General features: G+C 62.2%; 15 protein-coding genes. 9 read left to right on the plus strand and 6 right to left on the minus strand.

Annotated features, from left to right (window positions below):
* Positions 1 to 60: 60 nt before the first annotated feature.
* The 6 genes from XCSCFBP4642_RS0109185 (at position 61) to XCSCFBP4642_RS0109205 (ending at position 6,744) form a co-directional block, all read left to right on the plus strand.
* Positions 61 to 1,686, plus strand: a complete 1,626-nt coding sequence (locus tag XCSCFBP4642_RS0109185) for a MobA/MobL family protein (RefSeq protein ID WP_029219520.1) — start codon at positions 61 to 63, stop codon at positions 1,684 to 1,686.
* 57 nt (positions 1,687 to 1,743) lie between these two features.
* A complete protein-coding gene (locus XCSCFBP4642_RS0109190; RefSeq protein WP_029219521.1) occupies positions 1,744 to 2,433 on the plus strand; it encodes a hypothetical protein in 690 nt (229 codons plus the stop codon).
* Positions 2,434 to 2,626: 193 nt separating this feature from the next.
* A complete protein-coding gene (locus XCSCFBP4642_RS24465; protein ID WP_053329539.1) occupies positions 2,627 to 3,268 on the plus strand; it encodes a hypothetical protein in 642 nt (213 codons plus the stop codon).
* Positions 3,269 to 3,528: 260 nt separating this feature from the next.
* Positions 3,529 to 4,089 (plus strand): hypothetical protein, encoded by a 561-nt coding sequence (locus XCSCFBP4642_RS28435; protein WP_235048286.1) that lies wholly within the window; start codon positions 3,529 to 3,531, stop codon positions 4,087 to 4,089.
* A complete protein-coding gene (locus XCSCFBP4642_RS0109200) occupies positions 4,086 to 4,547 on the plus strand; it encodes a three component ABC system middle component (RefSeq protein ID WP_029219522.1) in 462 nt (153 codons plus the stop codon). The genes XCSCFBP4642_RS28435 and XCSCFBP4642_RS0109200 overlap by 4 nt, the downstream gene beginning before the upstream one ends.
* A gap of 199 nt (positions 4,548 to 4,746) precedes the next feature.
* The gene (locus tag XCSCFBP4642_RS0109205) at positions 4,747 to 6,744 is read left to right on the plus strand and encodes a DUF3732 domain-containing protein (RefSeq protein WP_029219523.1); all 1,998 of its coding nucleotides are present in this window, start codon (positions 4,747 to 4,749) and stop codon (positions 6,742 to 6,744) included.
* Between the two features lie 264 nt (positions 6,745 to 7,008).
* Here XCSCFBP4642_RS0109205 and XCSCFBP4642_RS0109210 read toward each other — a convergent pair whose 3' ends face one another.
* The gene (locus tag XCSCFBP4642_RS0109210) at positions 7,009 to 9,120 is read right to left on the minus strand and encodes a methyl-accepting chemotaxis protein (protein WP_029219524.1); all 2,112 of its coding nucleotides are present in this window, start codon (positions 9,118 to 9,120) and stop codon (positions 7,009 to 7,011) included.
* Between the two features lie 632 nt (positions 9,121 to 9,752).
* Between XCSCFBP4642_RS0109210 and XCSCFBP4642_RS0109215 the strand changes: the two genes are divergently transcribed.
* Positions 9,753 to 12,611 carry a hybrid sensor histidine kinase/response regulator gene (locus XCSCFBP4642_RS0109215; RefSeq protein ID WP_029219525.1) on the plus strand — a complete coding sequence of 953 codons (2,859 nt, stop codon included), beginning with the start codon at positions 9,753 to 9,755 and terminating at the stop codon, positions 12,609 to 12,611.
* A gap of 153 nt (positions 12,612 to 12,764) precedes the next feature.
* Here the strand turns inward: XCSCFBP4642_RS0109215 and XCSCFBP4642_RS0109220 are convergent, their stop codons facing one another.
* Positions 12,765 to 13,076, minus strand: a complete 312-nt coding sequence (locus XCSCFBP4642_RS0109220) for a response regulator (protein WP_235048298.1) — start codon at positions 13,074 to 13,076, stop codon at positions 12,765 to 12,767.
* A gap of 323 nt (positions 13,077 to 13,399) precedes the next feature.
* Here XCSCFBP4642_RS0109220 and XCSCFBP4642_RS0109225 point away from each other — a divergent pair, with 323 nt between their 5' ends.
* Together XCSCFBP4642_RS0109225 and XCSCFBP4642_RS0109230 are read left to right on the plus strand one after the other, a co-directional pair.
* The gene (locus tag XCSCFBP4642_RS0109225) at positions 13,400 to 14,914 is read left to right on the plus strand and encodes an ATPase domain-containing protein (protein WP_029219527.1); all 1,515 of its coding nucleotides are present in this window, start codon (positions 13,400 to 13,402) and stop codon (positions 14,912 to 14,914) included.
* Positions 14,901 to 16,973, plus strand: a complete 2,073-nt coding sequence (locus XCSCFBP4642_RS0109230) for a PAS domain-containing sensor histidine kinase (RefSeq protein ID WP_029219528.1) — start codon at positions 14,901 to 14,903, stop codon at positions 16,971 to 16,973. The genes XCSCFBP4642_RS0109225 and XCSCFBP4642_RS0109230 overlap by 14 nt, the downstream gene beginning before the upstream one ends.
* Positions 16,974 to 17,141: 168 nt before the next feature.
* Here XCSCFBP4642_RS0109230 and XCSCFBP4642_RS0109235 read toward each other — a convergent pair whose 3' ends face one another.
* The 4 genes from XCSCFBP4642_RS0109235 to XCSCFBP4642_RS0109250 are packed head-to-tail and all read right to left on the minus strand — an operon-like array spanning position 17,142 to position 20,861.
* On the minus strand, positions 17,142 to 17,852 hold the full coding sequence (locus XCSCFBP4642_RS0109235) for a tetratricopeptide repeat protein (protein WP_033898197.1): 711 nt from the start codon (positions 17,850 to 17,852) through the stop codon (positions 17,142 to 17,144).
* Positions 17,852 to 18,337 (minus strand): cytochrome c-type biogenesis protein, encoded by a 486-nt coding sequence (locus XCSCFBP4642_RS0109240; RefSeq protein ID WP_029219530.1) that lies wholly within the window; start codon positions 18,335 to 18,337, stop codon positions 17,852 to 17,854. Before XCSCFBP4642_RS0109240 ends, XCSCFBP4642_RS0109235 begins: the two co-directional genes overlap by 1 nt.
* Positions 18,334 to 18,876, minus strand: coding sequence for a DsbE family thiol:disulfide interchange protein (locus XCSCFBP4642_RS0109245; RefSeq protein WP_029219531.1), 543 nt, complete (start codon positions 18,874 to 18,876; stop codon positions 18,334 to 18,336). The genes XCSCFBP4642_RS0109240 and XCSCFBP4642_RS0109245 overlap by 4 nt, the downstream gene beginning before the upstream one ends.
* Positions 18,873 to 20,861, minus strand: coding sequence for a heme lyase CcmF/NrfE family subunit (locus XCSCFBP4642_RS0109250; RefSeq protein ID WP_029219532.1), 1,989 nt, complete (start codon positions 20,859 to 20,861; stop codon positions 18,873 to 18,875). Before XCSCFBP4642_RS0109250 ends, XCSCFBP4642_RS0109245 begins: the two co-directional genes overlap by 4 nt.
* Positions 20,862 to 20,904: the final 43 nt, after the last annotated feature.

The following is a 20,904-nucleotide window of genomic DNA, read 5'->3' on the forward strand; positions in this document are numbered from 1 at the left end:
GCCTAGACAGGATCTGTTTCGCCGCTTCCTTGGGTTATCCAACAACCAAGGAGCTTGAAGATGGCGATCTATCACGCAACGATGAAATCTTTCAGTAGAGGAAAAGGCGACTCGTCCGTCGCTGCTGCGGCCTACCGCGCTGGCTTTGACCTAGTCGATACCAGCACAGGTTTGGGCCACGACTACACACGGCGCCATGGCGTGGCGTTTTATCAGATGCTGGCACCCAAGGGCGCACCTGCATGGTGCCTGGACGCTAAGAAATTTTGGGTCGCCAATGAAGCGGCCGAGACGCGACTAAATGCAAGAGTGTGCCGTGAGGTTGAAGTCTCACTGCCGCACAGCCTGGATGACTCGCAGCGGAAGGTTCTGGCCCTGGCGCTCGGGCAGCTGCTTGTCGATCGCTACGATGTGGCGGTGCTCGTCGCAGTCCATACCCCGAGCAAGCTGGGGGATCAACGCAACCATCATGTCCATCTCCTCATGAGCGCTCGCAAGGTCGGGCCGCACGGCCTAGGCGAGCGGGCGTGCGCAGTCTTTGATGCGCGGCAGGGGGGCGGAACACGTGAGCTTCGGCAAATTCGTAAGGACATCGCCCAGGTCATCAATCGGCATTTGGCCAAGGCCGGAGCGGCGGCAAGGGTCGATCATCGCTCGCTCAAAGACCAAGCCCGAGATGCGGCTTTGCGAGGTGACTTTGATCGGGCCCGCGAATTGACGCGAGCACCGACCAGGCACTTGGGCAAAGCAAAGGTTGCGATCATACGCAAAGCGAAGTTCACCGCAGAGGTCAGAGGTGTCGGTGGGCGGGAAGCGGCCATGGAGCTTTCGAAGATCGTCATGGACCACATGAAGCAAAGCGGCAGCATCGTCCAAGATGTGCCTAACGCACATAGTCATGCCGCAGCACTCAAAGACAGAGTGAGAGAGGCTGCCGGGTCTAGCGGAAGCGCGGCGTTTGCTATGAAGCACAGGGTCAGTCCTGTGCAAGAGGCGAAAGAGCGCTTGGCGCGTCAGCCTGCGCCTCGGTCTGGGCTGTATACGCCCTACACCGGCAAGACGCTCCAACTGAGCCGCGTGACGCGCTTGGCTCGCTCCACGGGCAAAGATGCGGAGATCTTAAACGCAGAAGCGCAGCTCATCGAAGACTGGCTGGAAGCTCAGCGTGAAGTCGCGCAGCAATCATTGGAGGTGTTGAGGCTCATTCCTGGCATCCAGGTCGAGCCCGCTTTTCAGCAAGCATACGCAAGCCTACTTTGCCGGCGAACAGATAGTTACGCCACAAAGCCCTTCTTGTTCGAAGATACGGAAGTCTTGGCGAAGGCAGTAAGCCGTTATGTTCACGCCATGGTGAGCCCGCATCGCGCGCGTATGAGAGTGTTGAAGGCAAAAGCGGATCTTGCAGATCATGATCCTTTTTCGAACACGCAAGCCGCTCACCGAGCACGCAGACGCTTAGCGCGTGCGAAGGTGCATGTCTCGCCTCGGATCGTGGCAATCCAGAACTGGCGGATCAACAAAGCGCGTCAAGACATGACAGAGGCCCGCCAGGCGTTGGAGAAGAGTTTCACAACGGATTGGGCCGAAACGCCGCCGGCTGTGGTTGCTAGTGATGACGTTGAAGCCAGCATCGAGCAAGGAGGTGGGTGGCAGTTGAAGCCCCGCAGGCCGCGCATGTCGCCTTGACGTTAAAGTTCAGGCCAGCGCTGCCGCCAACGATGTGAGAACAGGAGTATTCACAAGATGGAGTTTGATAGGATCAGAGCGGTGATTCGGCTCGCGGAACACGAAGTCGTAAAGAGCACACCATTTGGAAAGCGGGATGATGCGTTTCGCGCGCTATCGGAAGAGCTTTTGGTCGGCCCATGGCTAATCCTCAGCGGTCTTGGGATCCTTTGGAAGCGTCTGGTCTGGGCCTTGGTTCTGGCGCTTATCATCGCTGTATACCTCCGATTGTTCGAGCATGCTTTCAGCGCCGCGATGGGATTCGCGGCGCTGACGATTGCGATGCTTTGTGTCTACTTCGGACTTCCAAGTCGCACAGTGTTGGCAGGAGTCAGCGGTAAGGCCATCGATGCGCTTGCTGCGGCTATCGTTGAACAAACCGGTGACAAGGACGAGTTGGAAAGGCTTTCCTCTGGCGTGCAGCTAGTAAAAGTTCAAGCTATGGAGCGTTTAGCACGCTTCAATGTGTTTGCTGGAATCTTGTGGGGTGCGCTGTTCTGGTTTGCCGGCGCTCGCTTGCTCTCACCAACAGTCACACCAGAGGTGTTCGAGGCCAGTCTCTGGCCAACGATCGCTGGGGTGCTCGTGTTCCTGTTCGTCTTCACGGTCGCAGTGGGCTACGCCACGGCGGTGCGTGTGGTTTACCAGACGCTGGACTTTGCTTTGATTGAGGTAAAGGCGGCGCTTGCAAGCAATGATGACGCCTAGGGACGGACGGCTGGGCCTCGCTCGATCACCTTCTTAGTGCCATTCTTGCGCGCCAAAGGCCATCTTCTTGATTCATACATGTGGCGAAGTCGCGGTTGACAACATTCAATCACCTTCAACCCTGTGCGCCACGACGCATCAAAGTATGGGCGTAGCCTGAGAATGGATTTTCGCGACGCATCGTTGGTAAGATTTGAAGTTGATAAAACAGGGGGCTGTTTTCATGTCATCAGAGCGTAGTAGCGCGCCTAGTCAAGGGCTGCTGCCGCTGGTCACATCTGGCCAGTTAGCACTCGCCAAAAGCGAGCTGATCCTAGGTGGTAAGCTCCCCTTCGATGCCACACGGCTCTCAGAAGCACTGAAATATCAGGTGCACGTAGCCATTGACTATTGTCATACGCTAAAACCCGATGACGTTCTCTGGATCGAGGTGTATGGAGACGTCACGGTCGAGGGGCGAGAGCAAGTTGAGGTCAAGGACTACCATGGCGATCTGACCGACAGTCACGAGAACATTTGGAAGACGCTCAATAACTGGTTGAATTCCGATTTTCGGCAAGAGGACTATGTTTCTTTGGTGCTGCTGACAACGCAGAAGTTCGGCGATCGGACTACGCTAAAAAACTGGAACGACATGGATGTGGATCAACGTCTAGGGACGTTAGAGCATATCCATCAAGAAGCTGAAAAGAGGCACAAGGACCGATCCTCATCCCGGGAAAGTGGCGTTGCAGAAGGCGACGGGTCTAATTCCAAGAAGCCAGAACAACAACGCGTTCCAGATGTTCTGAAACTTCAAAGGCTCGTTATGGGGCCGGATGTGCGGGAAGCTTAGACTCAACTTCCAAGTGCAACACCCCGCCTTGACGTAGGGTAGCGGCATGGGCACACAGTACAGGCACCTGGGTTCCGAAGAACGCGCNAACAGATGCTGCCGCGGCTGGCGACGGCGCTGCTGCGCTGCACACCTTGCCCAGAACGCGTTTTGCGTATGGCAAGCAACTTCCATGGCTGAGGGATGGGGCTAATCAGGAATACCTAAGGGCTGTGCTGCCTCATCGACAGGATGAGTTCCTGGACGATCTTTTCGGGTTCATGACCAACGCAATGAAGATGACTAGCGGATGGAGCTTCACTGGTTCTCAGTTCACAACGAAGTTCGCTGAACTCAGCAAGCGATACCTGACTGGCACTGTCAAATTCCCTCGCCTTGACGAGCGAGCGTTGGGTTTGGAGGCGCAAGAAGCCATTGTGCGTGATCGTTTGTATGTCAAGAAGTTGGACGAAATCGGAGCGGGTGAGGTCGCCATTCAACAGGCCACAATCGATCGTTTGTCCGCCGAGAAGTTCATCGTCGAGCTTTATAAAGACGGTGCGACATCAAAGGAGGATGTTGCGAGATATAGCAACGATCACCTGAGATTGCATTGTTCTTCCCGCCTAGCTCTGATCTATCGGAGTGACACATCGCTGACCCATCCGGAGCGACAAAGAGCGTCATGCGCTTTCTATCACGAGTCATGCGCTCGACCGGTGACGGATTTTGGGAGCTTTGATCTAACACCTGTTGCCTTTCGCAACGGTATCTACCATCTCTTGGCCGATCAGGATGCGCTGGGCTCGCCTAGCGACTTCCAGTGGAGGCTTTGGGAATGATGCCAGGTGCCATTGAGCATCTTTATACGCTTCAACGCTCGCCCTTTGCGCTGGCGCCCGTTATTCATCAGTTTTACGATGGGGCGGTGCTTCGTGAGCGAGACCTGTTGCTGAGCTACTTGGTTCTTCCGATGGTTCTTTTTCCGGCGATGCAAAGCTATCTCCTCTCGGCGAATAGTCGAAGCAGCCTGCGCACGCTTTGTCACGAGCAGTCCAGGCTTGTGGGTCTGGTCCAGAACACCGCTCGGTTCAAGGCGCTGACTCATGCCGCGCTGCTTGTTCTAAAAGCCGAGCGCAGGATCGAGATCACTGACGCGTTGGCCGTGAAGTCCGTCGGTGAAGTTCGTGGGATCAATGCGGTCCAGAAGTACTTGGATGCGGCCCGTCGGCTATCCTTGATCTTTGCGGAGGCGGATGTTGTGTCCATTTACAGGACGTTGGGGTTTAAGTCACTATGAAATGCTTTGGTAATCCCCCCGCCCATTAGCAGACGCCAGAAGTGGAATTTTCTCGTACCCTTTCCCGAGGAGGTTCCATGAAGAAGTCCCGCTTTACCGACAGCCAGNCCACGAGCGCCCGAATATGGCGCTCGGCGGCATCACACCAGCGATGAAGTTGGCGATGGCCGCTTAGCTCCACTTCTGGCGACCGCTAGAAGTGGGGGGATTACCCTTTGTCCGCTACATCGGTGTCGTCGACACGGATGGCGATCTGCACCATGTCAAGTTCGAGCAGGGCCTTAATGTCATTACAGGCAAGTCCTCAACTGGCAAGAGCGCAATTCTTGAGATTTTTGACTACTGTCTGGGCAGTCGCGAAGATACGATCCCGGTTGGAATTATCACGGAGCGAGCAGAGACGTTCTTTGTGGTCTGGCAGTTCCATGGGTATTTTTTGGTAACTGCACGTAACAAGAAATCCAATCGATGCTTCTTGCTTGAACAGCAAGGCACTGATCCTGATGCACTCTTGGCGCTAATCAAGCAGCCGGCGGCTTTTTTTGCTGAGAAGCACTTCATGCCGCTGGCTGATTTCATCAAGAGCCTCGGTCGCTACTTCTCAATTACGCTAGAAAATATCGATGAGGATCCATACTTCAAGCTCGCTGGTCGGAAGAAGGCTGCCACCCCGTCTGTGCGAAGCTTCTCTTCGTTCATGCTTCAACATCAGAACCTCGTCGCTAATAAACATGCGATTTTTTATCGTTTTGATGAGAAGGAAAAACGCGACCAAGCGATCAATCACTTCAAGATCTTTATGGGCTTGGTCGATGAGGCCTATTTCGATCTTCTGAAAGAGCAAGAAATTGCCAGGAATGAGCTAAGAAGAGTTCAAACTCAGATCCCAAAACAAGCCGAACGCAAAGCCGTTGCCATAGGGAAATACCGGGAGCTCCTCGCGCAGTTCAAGGCTTTGGCCGGTGTGGACCTGATCGAGGCAACCCCAGAGCAGATCCATGCGCGTCCACGCGAGCTGCTCCGTCAGATCTCCGGGCGACAGGTCAGAATTGATGTGCTGTCTGATCAGATCGAGTTCAGAAAAGAGGCGCTTAACCGCAGGCGGGTGGAGGCACTTCTTGAGAAGCGTCAGCTGCAAGCTCAGCTGAGGCTGGTCACAGAGTCGGTGAGTTCCGCAACGCAATTTAGCGTGGATACGAGGACAGACCGTCTACCTGCTTCGACTGAGCTTTTTGAAGCCCATTGTCCTGTCTGTGCATCCGAGACGGCGTTAGCGGCAACTGAGGCCAATCGGCTCGTAGACGCCATCAACTGGCTCAACGGTGAGCTCACACTGTCGACCTACGCGCGCGAAAGCTTTGCAGCAGAGGGGCGAAAGGTTCAAGAACAGATAGGCGTCATCGATGGGCGGCTGCGTTCGATCATCGCTGAAATGCAACCTATTGACGAAGAGGCCGAAAGGCTTAAATCGTCGGGGTCCATCGACGAGCAGGCGACTAAGGCGAAACTGTTACTTGAGATTGCAATCCAGGAGCAATTGGACAAGCCTGAGTCGGAATTGTCCGAGCAAGCTGCGCGATTGTCGGCAGAAGTTAGCCGACTCGGTCAGCTGCTGGCGCACTATGAGATTGAGCAGAGGCTTGCAGCGTTGAGCAAAAGCATCGATGCCAAACTGTGCAGGTTCGGCGATCGGTTTGGCTTTGAAAGCACCTACAAGCCTTCGAGGCTGCGCTTTGATATCGAGACATTTGAGCTTTGGTATCAGCAAGACGATAAGAGCCGGGTCTATCTTCGGTCGATGGGAAGTGGTGCGAACTGGCTCTACTCACACTTGGCGCTCTTTTTGGCCTTGCATGCTCAGTTTGCAGCTGAGGCCAATTGCAAGATCCCACCCGTTCTCTTCCTGGATCAGCCAACCCAGGTCTACTTCCCAGCGTCGTTGGATGACGGAGAGCAATTTGATCCGGAAGATTTGGCCAAGCAGTCCCGCCGTGAGACGCGAGTCGACGAGGATATGAGTGAGGTGAACAACATGTTTACCCAGCTCGCCAAGTTCTGCGATCAGACGGCAGAGGCAACAGGGGTGATGCCACAGATCATCGTGTCTGATCACGCGGACAAGCTCTCTTTGGGAGACCACTACGACTTCGGTAGCTTTGTTCGCGCCAGGTGGAGAACCAGGGGCTTCATTGAGTGAGGCTTATCACCGTTTGAGATCGCTCGGCGAGTTGCCTGAGCTGCTAAGGCGGGCGTATGCTCCCCAGACACTCACCAGGACACATTCCGGTTCGTGTTTTGCTTGCAGATCAGTGGGTTACGAGGCGTTACTTCGAATCCCACTCTCTCCGCCAACCGTAGTGCAAGCCATCAAGCGGCCGACCTTTCTTCCAGCCTCGGCAGCTATTCCCTCGCAGGCCCCGACGTTGCATGCGAACGATGGTCGGCATTTGGGCCGTCATGCTCACATCACCGTGGCTTTGACCTTGAACACCTCCACAGCGCGGCTCAGCTGCACGGCGTGGTCTTCCAGCGCATGCGCGGCGGTGCTTGCTGCCTCGACCAGGCGCACATTTTGCTGGGTGGTTTCGTCCATCTGGGCGATGGTGTGGTTGACCTGCTCGATGCCGCTGGCCTGTTCCTGCGAGGCGGCGGAGATGTGGCCCATGATGTCGGTGACGTGCTGGACGCTGGTGACCACCTCGCCCATGGTGGTGCCGGCGGTGTGCACCAGTGCCGAGCCGTCGGCCACGCGTTGCACCGAGTCGTCGATCAGGCGCTTGATCTCCTTGGCGGCATCGGAGGAGCGGTGCGAGAGGGTGCGTACTTCCGATGCCACCACGGCGAATCCGCGGCCTTGTTCGCCGGCGCGTGCGGCTTCGACGGCGGCATTCAGGGCGAGGATGTTGGTCTGGAAGGCGATGCCGTCGATGACGGAAATGATGTCGGCGATGCGTCTGGACGCCGCTTCGATGCCGGACATGGTGTCGATGACCTGGGCGACCACATCGCGGCCCTGCGAGGCAATGGACGCGGCACCAAGGGCAAGCTGATTGGCGCGGCCGGCGTGCTCTGCGTTCTGCTTGACGGTGGAGGTCAGCTCTTCCATCGAGGCGGCGGTTTCCTCGAGGCTGGCGGCCTGCTGTTCGCTGCGGCGTGCTAGTTCCTGGTTGCCGCTGGCGATGTCTTCGGCGGCAAATCCGATGCTGTTGGAAGTGGTCTGGATATGCGTGACGATGTCGGTGAGGCAGTGCACGGTGCTGTTGGCATCGTCGCGCATGGAAGCAAACACGCCGTGGAAGTTGCCGGACATGCGCACGGTCAGGTCGCCGTCGGCGATCGAGCGCAGCAGCTCGGAGAACCGGGCCAGGTTGGTGTCGGAGGTGGCCATCATGGTGTTGAGGTTTTCCACCATCAGGCGAAAGTCGTGCTCGAAGTGTTCCGGTTGGCCGCGTAGCGCGAAGTCGCCGGCGCATGCGGCCTGGGTCAGTGTGTGGATCTGCGCATTGATGGCGCGCAGGTTCTGCTTGACCTGCTGCATGGTGGCAGTGATGGCGGCTTTTTCGCCGGGATAGTGTTCGATCTCTGGTGCCAGGTCGCCAACGGCGTAGCGCCCCATGACCTCGGTCATGCGCAGCTGGGTTTGTACATGTGCATGCACCAGCGCATTGGTGTCCTGCACCATGTGGCCGTATTCGCCCGGAAAACGCTGCGCATCGGTGCGGTAGCTGATCTCGCCAGCGTCATGCCGACTCGCCATGGTGCGCTGTGCGGAGATCACGTCCTGCAGGCGGTGCTGCATCTGCTGCATGGCGCGCAGCAACTGGCCGGATTCGTCGTTGGCGGTCGGGGTGTCCTGGCTGCGCAGATCGCCTTCGTTGATGCGCTCGGCCAGCCGCAGTGACTGGCGCAATGGCAGCACCACGCTGCGGGTGAGCAGGAACGCGATGCCTGCACCGAGCAGCAATGCAACGACGGTGGAGACCACCATCAACATCGCAAAGCCCCGTGCGGTGGCAACGGCCTGTTTGGCGGCGACGCGGTTCTTGGCTTCCTGCAGGTCAATGAAGGCGTTGATGCTGGCCAGCCAGTCGATGAAGGCAGGGCGGGCCTGCTGCAACAGCTGCTGTTCGGCGTGCGGTTTGTCCGAGGCATCGCGCAATGTGCGGACCTGCGCGATCAACGGCATGGTGCGTTGCTCGATGGATTTGATCCGCTGCAGGATCGCCTTTTCGTTTGCGTCCGTTGACGCCGCAATTAAGGCATCCAGCGGTCGCGCGGAGCGGGCGTAGTCGGCGGCGAGCTTGTCGATCAATTGCTCGGCCGCGTGGCGGTCTGCCGGCTCATCCATCAGCACCACATCGCGCAAGGCGATCGCGCGGTCATGCACGCTGCCGCGGAAGTTGATGGCATAGCGTTGTTTGACGCTGTTGACTTCGTTGATGGCAGTGAGCTGCTGGTCGATGCTCCGCACGCGCTGGATGCCGACCACGGTCAGGATCACCATCAGCACGATGATGGCGAGAAAGCCGAGCGCCAGGCGCTGACCAATGCGCAGATTCGAGAGGGAATGCATAGGGTGATCCGACGAGCAGAAGGGCGGGAGGTCCCAGCAACAGGGGGGGGGAGGGCCTACGATACGGCCGGGGATGCAGCCGGAGTGCCGTAGCGTCGGATGTGTCTGGATCTGATCGGTAACGGCCTCGACCGAAAAAACTGAACGTTGCGCCGCAGCGAGTTCAGATGCGGTTCGATCGGCAGTCGCATCTGCTGCAGGTGGCCTGGCTTGCCGAATCACCTATGGCAATGCTTACCCCCAGGCCCGTTTGATCGCCTGGCCTGCCTGACGCGTGGCGCTCGCGTGGCTGTCTCGCGCACCACTACAGCCTGCGGTATCGGTGCAGCTTTCCGGGCCAGTGCAGCCGGCCAGGAGCCACCGACGCGCCCGCGAGGCGGAATGGCGATGTGATCGATTCAGTCGGATGGACGCTGGCTGCTGGACGTCGGCGGTCGCAGGCAAGATGATGTGCGGCCGGTGGTGGTGTTGATGCGCTGCGGGGCGTTCGTGTGTGGTGGGTCCTGGTCCTTCTCAATGGTTGAAACGATGCATCAATGGTTGACCGGTAAGCCGGCTGCACGCCACGCGGGGAATACTCGGTGTGATGCGCGCAGTGGCAATCGTCAAGCCGCGCCGTGCGCGAGCCCTGCATGAGCACCGCCTTTCCGCATGGCAGTAGCGCCATGGCGCATGGGGTCCGTACGCATGACTGGGATGGCAGCGTGCTGGGGCCTGCTGCGCACTGGCCGTCGCCGCTGCGCAATGCGGTGAACCTGATGCTGGCCTCGCCCGAGAGCATGTATGTGGTGTGGGGCGACGCGCTGACGTTCTTCTACAACGATGCGTATGCGCCGATCCTGGGGCCGCGGCAGGCGCATGCACTCGGTGCGCCGCTGCGCGAGCTGTGGGCCGATGCCTGGGAGGCGGTGCGCGCGCCGATCGAGGCAGCGTTCGCAGGGCGTGCATCGCGCTTTGAAGAAGTGCCGATCGGCATGAACCGCTATGGCACGCCGGAGGAGACCTGGTGGACGTTCTCGTTCTCGCCGATCTATCTCGACGACGGCCAGGTGGGCGGCGCGTTCTGCGTGACCAACGAGGTGACTGCGCGCAAGTTGGCGCAGGCGCGGCTGGCCGACGAACACGAGCGCCTGATCCGCCTGTTCGAGCAGGCGCCGATGTTCATGGCGTTCCTGAGCGGGCCGCAGCATCGTGTCGAATTCGCCAACCCGTGTTATTCGCGCCTGATCGGCCATCGCGACGTGATCGGCCGGCCATTGGCCGAGGCATTGCCGGATGTTGTCGAACAGGGGCATGTGCAGCGTCTGGACGAGGTGTATCAGTCCGGGCGTGCCTACTCGGCCAATGCGCTGGTGTACGACGTGCAGGCGGTGCCGGGCGGGCCCAGCGAGCGACGCCTGCTGGACCTGGTGTACCAGCCGATTGCTGGCGCCGACGGCACTGTCTCGGGCATTTTCGTGCAGGGCCTGGATATCACCGACCGCATCAGCCTTGAGCGCGCCGTGCGCGAGGCGGAGGTGCGGAACCGGCAGATCCTGGACAGCGTCATGGACTACGCGATCATCGCCACCGACATGCGTGGGCGGGTGACCTCGTGGAACGAAGGCGCGCACCGCATTCTGGGCTGGAGCGAGGCCGAGATGCTCGGGCGATCGCTGGAACGCACCTTCACTCCCGACGATGTCGAGCGGCGGCAGATTCTGATCGAAGCCGCTGCTGCGCTGGAGAGCGGCAGCGGCATGGACGAGCGCTGGCATGTGCGCAAATCCGGTGAATGGTTCTGGGCCAACGGCTCGCTGATGGTATTGCGCGACGAGACTGGAGCGGCGATCGGCTTCGTCAAGGTCGTGCGCGACCGCACCACCGAGCGCCTGGCCAGCGAGGCCTTGATCAAGAGCGAGCGTCGGCTGGATGCGCTGGTGCGCGCGTCGTCGCAATCGATCTTTTCCGCCACCGCCGACTGGAGCGCGCTACGCCTGCACGCGGGCGATCGCCTGCAGGACGATGGCTTGCCCGCCCGTGCGCGTTGGCAGCTGGAATGGATCTATCCCGACGACCGCGGGCAACTGGCCGATGCCATTGCAACAGCGATCGCCAACAAGGCCGGGCTGGAGCTGGAGATCCGCGTGCTGGACCCCGCGCAGCGCGTTCGCTGGACGTTGCTGCGTGCGGTGCCCTTGCTGGACGTGCGCGGCAAGATCGAGGAATGGTTCGGCACGGCATCGGATGTCACCGACAAGCGGCAGGCCGAGGAACAGTTGCGCCTGCTGACCGAGACGCTGGAAGAGCGCGTGCGCGAGCGCAGCGCGGCATTGCTGCTGACCGAGGAAAAACTGCGCCAGAGCCAGAAGATGGAGGCGGTGGGGCAATTGACCGGTGGCCTGGCGCACGACTTCAACAATTTGCTGACCGCCATCACGGTGGGGCTGGAACTGTTGCAGACACGCGTGGAGCAGGGCAAGTACGACCGGCTGGAGCGTTACGTGGAGATGGCGCAGACCAGCGCCGCGCGTGCGACTGCGTTGACGCAGCGCCTGCTGGCGTTCTCGCGTCGGCAGACGCTGGCACCGAGTGCATTGGAAGTGGATACGCTGGTGCAGGGCATGCGCGAGATCATCTCGCGGACGCTGGGGCCATCGATCAGCTTGCAGGTGTTGCCGGCGCCGCAGGCGTGGAAGGTGTTGGTGGATGCGCCGCAGCTGGAAAACGCCTTGCTCAACCTCTGCCTCAATGCACGCGATGCCATGCCCGATGGCGGGGAACTCGCCATCAGCCTGCATAACCGCTCGCTGGATCAGGCCGCGGCACAGCAACTGGATCTGCCGCCCGGTGATTACGTGTGCCTGAGCGTACGCGACACCGGCACCGGCATGAGCGCCGACGTCATGTCCAAGGTGTTCGAGCCCTTCTTCACCACCAAGCCCATCGGGCAGGGGACCGGGCTGGGGCTGTCGATGATCTATGGATTCACCCGCCAGTCTGGTGGCCACGTGCGCATCGAGTCGGAAGTCGGTGTGGGGACCACCATGGCGCTGTACCTGCCGCGGTTCGACGGCGAGCAGGCGAGCGCCGAGACCAGCGACGTGCTCGAGCAGCCGCTGCGCACCGCGGTGCGGAGTTGCACGGTATTGCTGGTGGAGGACGAACCCGCCATTCGCATGCTGATCTGCGAGGTCCTCACCGAGGCCGGCTATCGCGTGATCGAAACGGCCGAGGGCAGCGCGGCGGTGGAATGGCTGCGCTCATCGGAAGCGATCGATGTCCTGGTGACCGATGTCGGGCTGACCGGTGGTTTGAACGGACGCCAGGTTGCCGATGCAGGCCGGCAGTATCGGCCCAGTCTGCCGGTGCTGTTCGTTACAGGGTATGCGGCGACCGCAGCGGTGGGCGCGGGGCAACTGGATGACGGCATGGAGGTGTTGACCAAGCCATTTCCGGCAGCCGAGCTGGAGCGGCGCGTGGCGCAGTTGTTGGAGCGGCATGTGCAGTAATGCGCTCGGTTCGCGACGGCTGGGCAGCACGGCGCCCGCACTGGAGTAACCAGACGGCATGCCGGGCGATGTGGTCAAGACATCCTGCGGCTGATTTCACGATGCGTTCCAATCGACGCTCATACGGCGTCGAGTCGAAGCGCTCGCGCCCGGTTACAACGCGGTCTGCACGATGCCCAGCAGGTCGCGCAACGAGAATGGCTTGGTCAACAGACGCATGCCGGTGTCAAGGAAGTCTGCACGCTGGGCACTGACACCCGCATAGCCGGTCATGAAGACGATGGGGAGCGCGGGATAAAGCCGCCGTGCGTTGTCGGCCAGGTCACGGCCGTTCATGCCGGGCAGGCAGATATCGGACAGCAGGAGATCGAAAGGGCAGGCCGTGGTGAGTTGTTGCAGGGCCTGTTCGGCGTCGGCGGAGACAACCACCTGGTAGCCTTTGTCGCAAAGGATATCGGCGGTCATTGCACGAATGGCGTCGTCGTCCTCAACCAAAAGAATGCGTGCGTGGTGTGATGCGTCGTTCACTGCGATCCTCGAGCGGTCGCAACAGCGCGGCCGCTTCCTGTACCACGCTATGCGCGCATGTGTGACGGATGTGTCGGAGTCGTCACAACGGGAGTGAGAGAGTCGCCAATGTCCACATCCGCAAATATCGGCAACAAATCGAATCGTCGAGAATGCCTCACCGGTCACGGTGAGCCCGGTCAACGGCCCTGAATCCAGGCGAGCTGATCAGTTCAGTTGCAGGCAATGGGCAATTACGCTTGCGTGATAAATTCGACGGCATGGATAATGTGAAGCCGATGATCGCAAACCGTATCACCACCGGGACGACGGGGCTTGACACCATCCTCCGCGGTGGCCTGCCGGCCAACCGGCTGTACCTGCTGGAGGGCCAACCTGGCTCCGGCAAGACCACCATGTCGTTGCAGTTCCTGCTCGATGGCGCCGCCAAGGGCGAGAGCTGCCTGTATGTCACGCTGTCGGAAACCATCGACGAGCTCAACGAGGTGGCTGCCTCGCATGAGTGGTCGCTGGAGCCGCTGCACGTCTTCGAGCTTGCCTCGGCAGAGGCCTTCCTGGGCGATGGCCGCCAGCAATCCATCCTGCACCCCTGGGAGATGGAACTGGACGGCACGATCAAGCTGATCCAGGCCGAGGTCGATCGGGTCAAGCCGACGCGGGTAGTGTTCGACTCGTTGTCCGAGTTGCGTCTGTTGGCGCAGGATTCGCTGCGTTACCGGCGGCAGGTGCTGGCACTCAAGCAATTCTTCGCGCCGCGCAATATCACCGTGTTTCTGGTGGACGATCTGACCGATGAGAATGGCCAGCGCGACGCACATTTGCACAGCCTGTGCCATGGGGTGATCTCGCTGGAGCGGATGACGCTGGATTTCGGTGCGGCGCGGCGGCGGATGCAGGTGCAGAAGCTGCGTGGCGTCAATTTCATCGCCGGCTACCACGACATCACCATCGCCACCGGCGGTATGCGGATCTATCCGCGCCTGATCGCCTCCGACCACCATGTACCGTTCGTCGGTGATGCGGTGTCCAGCGGCGTGGAGCGCATCGATGCGCTGCTGCACGGCGGGCCGTTGCGTGGCACCATCACGCTGCTGACCGGGCCGGCGGGCTCCGGCAAGACCAACGTCGCCCTGCAATACGTGAGCGCGGCCTGCGAACGGGGCGAGCACTGCTGCGTGCTGCAGTTCGACGAGCGCACCGGCACGCTGCTGACGCGTGCCGAGAACCTGGGCATGGAGCTGCGCAAGCATCTGGCCTCGGGGTTGCTGGAACTGCATCAGATGGACCCGGCCGAGTTGACCCCGGGCGAGTTCGCCTGGGCGGTGCGCGAAAGCGTGGAGGCGCGCAACTGCCGCGTGCTGGTGATCGACAGCCTCAACGGCTATCTGTCATCGATGCCGCAGGAAAAGCAGCTGATGTTGCAGATGCATGAGCTGTTGTCGTATCTCAACCAGAGCGGCGTGACCACGTTCCTGATCAATCCGCAAAATGGCCTGGTGGGCACGATGTCCACCGGCAACCTCGATATCTCCTACATGGCCGACACCGTCATCCTGTTCCGCTTCTTCGAAGCGCATGGGCGGATTCGCAAGGCCTTGTCGGTCATCAAGAACCGTAGCGGTGCGCATGAAGATTCGATCCGCGAGATGCGGATCGGCAGCGCCGGCCTGCACCTGAGCGAGCCGCTCGAGAAATTCCATGGGGTGCTGACCGGCACGCCGCAATTCGTTGGAGACGGTGCGCCGTTGCTGGATCGTGCACTTGACCAGGTGTGATGCAGATGGGTCGGTTGTCCATATCATTGCGCCGTTCGGGCGCGATGCCGACAGCATTGCCAGCATCGTCGGCAAGCGCGGGCTGACGCGCAGGGTCTACGGCGCATTGACCGCGCTGGCCGGCGACCTGCGCGACAGCTCCGGCGTGGTGGTCCTGACCGAAGAAGCGGTGGGCGGCAATCTGCAGGAGCTGCGGCGGATCCTGCAAGACCAGGCGGCATGGTCGGATATCCCGTTCGTGCTGCTGCGCGCACCGCGCGGCAGCCATGGTGGCCGGCATGCCAACCTGCCGACCGAAATGACCAATGTCATCGAGCTGGAGCGGCCGCTCAGTTCGGCCTCCTTGTTGAGCGCGGTCTCCACCGCGCTGCGGTCGCGGCAGAAGCAGTTCGTGATCCGCGACCAGATGGCGCAGCTGGCCGAGAGCCGGGCTGCCCTGGCGTTGAGCGAAGCCGAGCTGCGCCGGGTCACCGACGCCTTGCCGGTGCTGATCGCCTTTATCGACAAACACCTGGTGTACCGCTTCGCCAACCGCTCCTACGAAGACTGGATCGGTATTCCGCCGCAGGATGTGATCGGCCGGCCGCTGGTGGATGTGATGGGGCCGGCGGTGGTGGCCGAGCGTCGCGCCTGGATCGAGGCGGCATTGGCCGGCCAGGCGCTCACCGTGGAAGCGAGCTGGCCGCACGCCGACGGACGCCGTCGTGATGCCGAGATCCGCTACATGCCGCGTTTCGATGCGGACGGGCAGGTGGACGGGTTTCATGTGTTTTCCACCGATATCACGGTGCGCGCGCAGGCGATGGAATCGATCCAGCACCAGGCCAGCCTGCTCGAGGCCAAGGTGGCCGAGCGCACTGCCGAGCTGCAGCAGCAGATGCTGGCGCGCGAATCCAGCGAGGCTGCGCTGCGCCAGGCGCAGAAGATGGAGGCGGTGGGTCAGCTGACCGGTGGCATTGCGCACGATTTCAACAACATGCTGACCGGCATCTTGTCGGCACTGGACCTGGCGCGGTTGCGCATCGATCAGGGGCGCACCGAAGGGCTGGGCCGCTTTCTGGATGTGGCCTCGGCAGCGGCGTTGCGTGCGGCAGCACTGACGCAGCGCCTGCTGGCGTTTTCGCGCCGGCAATCGCTGGAAGCGCGGCACCTGCACGTCAACGATCTGGTGATCTCGCTGCAGGATTTGCTGGCGAGCACGCTTGGCGAGTCGGTGCGCCTGGAGGCCGATCTGAGCGAGGCGCTGCCACAGGCCTATGTGGACGAAAACCAGCTGGAAAGCGCGCTGCTCAATCTGGCCATCAATGCCCGCGACGCGATGCCCGATGGTGGGTTGTTGCGTATCGCCACACGGCATCTGCGTGTGGAAGACAGCGCGCTGGAACTGGGGCGTGGCATCGCCCTGGCGCCGGGCGATTACGCGGTGGTGTCGGTGACCGACACCGGCACCGGCATGCCGGCGGATGTGCTGGAACGCGTCTTCGAGCCGTTCTACACCACCAAGCCGATCGGGCAGGGCACCGGCCTTGGCATGTCGATGATCTATGGCTTCATGCAGCAGTCCCATGGACAGGTGTGGGTGGAATCGCAGGTGGGCGTGGGCACCACGGTCAGCCTGTATCTGCCGGCCGGCATCAGCGTGCAGAGCGTGGCGCTGGAGCCGCAGACCGACACGGTGCTGGCTGGCCAGGGGCAGCAGGTGCTGGTGGTGGAAGACGACGAACAGGTGCGCCTGCTGGTCACCGAACTGCTGAGCGAGTTGGGCTACCAGGCCGAGGTGGTGGCCGATGCCGACGCTGCGCTGCCGATCCTGGCGTCGCCGCGACGGATCGACCTGCTGGTCACCGACGTCGGCCTGCCCGGTCTCAACGGGCGCCAGCTGGCGGAGATCGCGCGGCAGTCGCGCGGCGATCTGCCGGTGATCTTCATGACCGGCTATGCGGAGACCGCGCGCGACCGCGGCGAATTTCTCGGCGAGGGCATGAGCATGATCGCCAAGCCATTTACGCTGGGCGAGTTCAGCGGAAAATTGCACGAGGTGCTGGGGCCGTCGTCCTGAGCCATGGCGTGGCATGGTGCTGTGCGGATGGCCAGGCATGCCTCACCCCTGCAGGCGTGTTTGGCGACGTGGGTGCAGGGTGCCGAGCAGCATTGCCGAACACCAGGGCTGTTCGAAGCGTGCATACGCGATGACATCGCGCTTCGATCAAGGCAGCCGCAGCAATGCTCAGCGCGCCGCGCGACCGGATTGCCGCGCACTGGCCATCGATTCGACCATGGCAATCTTGTCGGCGACCGCCTTCTGCATGGGCGAGCCGTTCTCCAGTAATCCATGCAGATGGCGCCAATGCGCGCTGGCCGCAGTGTAGTCGTGCTGCTGGAAATCGCTGATGCCCAGCAACCACAGCGCGCGCTGGTTGTCCGGCTCGCGCGCGATCAGCTGCTGTAGCCGCGTGCGTGAGGCCGCGTCGATGGCGAAGTCGCTGCGGGTTGCCATGTCGGCGGCGATCCAGCCGACGATGGCGGCACCGGTCCGCGGCGCGATCGTCAGCGCTTGCGCATAGGCATCGCGGGCCGCTGCGGGGCGGTTGTTCTGCTCATGCGTCTTGGCCTGTTGCATCCACGACTCCAGCGCCTGCATCTGCGCGTCCGCCGCGGCACTGGCAGCCTGCGTTTGCGCAGGCGCGGCCACGGGCACGGCTTGTGCGCCTGGTGCGGCCGGTTGCGGCGGCGCAGCGACCACACGTTGCACGATCGCCTCGGGCGCGCCCACCAGCCGATACAGACCGGCGGTAGCGATCGGCAGGGCCATGACCAACAAGACCGGCAGCGCGTAACGCCCGCCGCCATGGCGCGTGGGGTTGCGCAGCAGCGGCAACAGCACTAGCAGCAGCGCGGCGACCACCAGCACGGCGCTGGCGAGATAGAAACCGGTCATCACCACTCTTCCTCTGCCTGCGGTGCTGCCGGTGTGCCCACCCGCGCGCGTTTGCGCACGGTGTGGATCACCACGCCGGCCCCGGCACCCAGCATCAGCAGCGGCCCGAACCACAGCAGCCAGGTGCCGCGCTTGACCGGCGGGTCGTACAGCACGAAATCCGAATAGCGCTCGACCATGTACTGCTTGATCTGCGCATCGCTCCTGCCGGCCTGCAATTGCGCAAATACCTGATGGCGCAGGTCGCGTGCCAGGCTGGCGTTGGAATCGGCCAGATTCTCGTTCTGGCACACCAGGCACCGTAGTTGTGCGGTCAGCCGTTGATAGCGCGCTTCTTCGCTGCGGTCCTTGAAGGGGAGCGGGTCCACTGCCTGCGCCTGCACGCACGGCGCCAGCAGCACGCCCAGCAGCAACACCAGCAACAGGCGCAGCTGCCGGGCCTGTCGACGGCGGTGCGCCTGCAGGCGGCGATAGCCCGGAATCATGGCGCCCCCCTGGGCAACGCGGCGATGGCGGGCAGCAACTCGGCATCGATGACGGCGGGGGTGAGCACGCCTACATGCTTGTAGCGGATCATGCCCTGCGCATCGATCAGGAAGGTTTCCGGCGCGCCGTAGACGCCGAAGTCGATCGCGGTCTGGCCCGGCTCGTCGGCGATCACCAGCGCATACGGGTTGCCGTAGTGCGCCAGCCACGCGCTGGCATCGGCCGGTGCGTCCTTGTAGTTGTAGCCGATCAACGCTACGCCAAGCGTGCCGGCCTGCGCCATCAGCACCGGGTGCTCGTGCACGCACTCGGCGCACCAGCTGCCGAACACGTTGAGCACATAGGGCTTGCCCAGCAGTTGTTCGCCGGTGACGCGCTGGTCCGGCGCATCCAGTCGCGGCAGCGAAAACGCCGGCGCTGGCTTGCCGATCAACGGCGAGGGCACCTCGCGCGGGTTGTGCTGCATGGTCCAGTAGATACCGAAGCCGAACAGCGCGGCGACCAACAAGAAGCCCAGCAGGGGCAGCATGCGCTTCACGGGTGCGACTCCTGCGCGACGAGGCGCGCACCGTATGCCGGCGAGGTAGCGGCCGTGGCTGCGGACACCGGCGCGCGGAAGCGGCGGGCGCCGGCGCTGACGAAGCCGCCCAGCATCATCAGCAGGCCGCCGGCCCAGATCCAGCGGATCAGCGGCTTGTAGTACAGCCGCAGCGTCCAGTCGTGTTCGATGTGCTGATCGTCCACCGGCTCACCGAGCGCCACGTACAGGTCGCGGGTGATGCCGGGGTCGATCGCCGATTCGGTCTGGATGCGCTCGCTGCTGTACAGGCGTTTTTGCGGATGCAGCTGCGCCACCACCTGCCCATCGCGGCTGACCTGCACGCTGCCTTGTTCGGCTTTCCAGTTCGGCCCGTCCACCAGCTGCACGCCGTCGAAGCGGAAGCTGTAGCCGGCGATCTGCGCGCTCTGGCCGGGCGACAGCCGCACGTCGCGTTCCACCGACAGGCTGTCGGACACCAGTACCCCGGCCACGAACACTGCCACACCCGCATGCGCGATCAGCATACCGGCCATCTCCGCCGGAAAGCGGCGGCCGCGCGGCATCTCGCGCCAGCGCTTGACCACGTACAACGCGGTGCCGGCCGCCACCCATGCGGCGACACCAATCCCGGCAATCGCCTTGGCCTGCCCGTCGGCAACCAAGCTGCCACCCAACGCACAGGCGATGGCGGCAATGCCGGCCCGCGTGCCCAGCGCCTTCAACGGCGCGGCCTCGGCCTTGCCCCAGCGCAGGTACGGGCCGAACGGCAGCAGCAGCACCACCGGCAGCATCAGCAGCGGAAACAACAGGCCGAAGTAGGGCGGGCCAACCGAGACCTTGCCCATGCCGAACGCGTCGGCGATCAGCGGGAACAGCGTGCCCAGCAACACCATCGCCGCGGCCACGCTCAGCAGCAAATTGCCGATCAGGATGCCGGTCTCGCGCGAGGCGGCGGCGAAGGGTTTGCCGCTGGCGATCTTGGGCGCACGCAACGCGTACAGCAGCAGCGAACCGCCGACCACCGCGACCAGGAAGATCAGGATGTACAACCCGCGCCGCGGGTCGGCGGCGAACGCGTGCACCGAGGTCAGCACGCCCGAGCGCACCAGGAAGGTGCCCAGCAGCGACAGCGAGAACGCCAGGATCGACAACAGGATGGTCCACGCCCGCAGGCTGCCGCGCTTTTCGGTGACCGCCTGGGTGTGGATCAACGCGGTGCCCACCAGCCATGGCATGAAGCTGGCATTTTCCACCGGGTCCCAGAACCACCAGCCGCCCCAGCCCAGTTCCGCGTACGCCCACCAGCTGCCGGCCACGATGCCGGCGGTGAGGCAGGCCCAGGCGACATTGGTCCACGGCCGCGCCCAGCGCACCCAGGCCTGTTCCAGTTCGCCGCCGAGCAGCGCCGCCACGGCAAAGGCGAAAGCCACCGAGAATCCCACGTAGCCGGTGTACAGTACCGGTGGGTGGAAGGTCATGCCCGGGTCCTGCAGCACCGGATTGAGCTCGTTGCCGTCCAGCGGAATCGGCGACAGCCGCCCGAACGGATTGGATGTCAGCAGGATGAAGGCCAGAAAGCCCACCGACACCAGCCCCAGCACCGCCAGCACGCGGGCGGCGAAATGCTGCGGCAGGTGCCGGCTGAAGGCGGCCAGCAGCACCGTCCAGGTGGCGAGGATGGCGATCCACAGCAGCAACGAGCCTTCGTGCGCGCCCCACACCGCGGCAAAACGGTAGTACCAGGGCAGGGCGATGTTGGCGTTGGCGGCGACATAGGCCACCGAAAAATCCAGCGACAGCAGCGACCAGGCCAGCAGGCCGAAGGCCAGCCACACGAACAGCGCCTGGCCGGCGACGGCAGGCCGTGCGATGGCCATCAATGCGGGATTACCGCGCCAGGCGCCGATCAGTGGCAACACGCCCTGGGCAAGCGAAAGCAGCAGCGCCAGGATCAGTGCGATCTGGCCGAGTTCAGGCGTCATGGGCGAGTCGCATGGTGCGGCAGAAGGAAGGTCATCGGGACGG

This window comes from Xanthomonas cassavae CFBP 4642 (genome assembly GCF_000454545.1).
GTDB lineage: Bacteria > Pseudomonadota > Gammaproteobacteria > Xanthomonadales > Xanthomonadaceae > Xanthomonas > Xanthomonas cassavae.